Below are 255 nucleotides of genomic sequence, written 5' to 3'. Positions count from 1 at the left end.
GGAACATTTGCTTTTTCACAAACTGGTCCAAAATTCGGGATTAAGGCAGGAATGAACGTATCTTCAATCTCCAAAGACCAAAATCTCAGCGATACAAAATCTAAAGTAGGTTTTAACGCGGGGGGGGGCCTTAATGCTCCTATATCTACCACTTTAAGCCTTCAGCCAGAAGTTATTTACAATGACTTGGGTTCTAAAGTAACCTTTGGGAATGATCATAAAAATTCATATAGCACTAATTTAGGTTATATTGCT

1 protein-coding gene is annotated in these 255 nt (G+C 37.6%); it reads left to right on the top strand.

Features of this window, described 5'->3' with window-relative positions:
- Nucleotides 1–255: outer membrane beta-barrel protein (locus tag GNY06_RS04845; protein ID WP_166519044.1), on the top strand; the 255-nt coding region annotated here is incomplete at both ends.

Origin of the sequence: Elizabethkingia argenteiflava (assembly GCF_009904105.1) — a bacterium.
GTDB classification, from domain to species: Bacteria; Bacteroidota; Bacteroidia; order Flavobacteriales; family Weeksellaceae; genus Elizabethkingia; species Elizabethkingia argenteiflava.
This window is presented reverse-complemented; position numbering and strand designations above follow the sequence as displayed.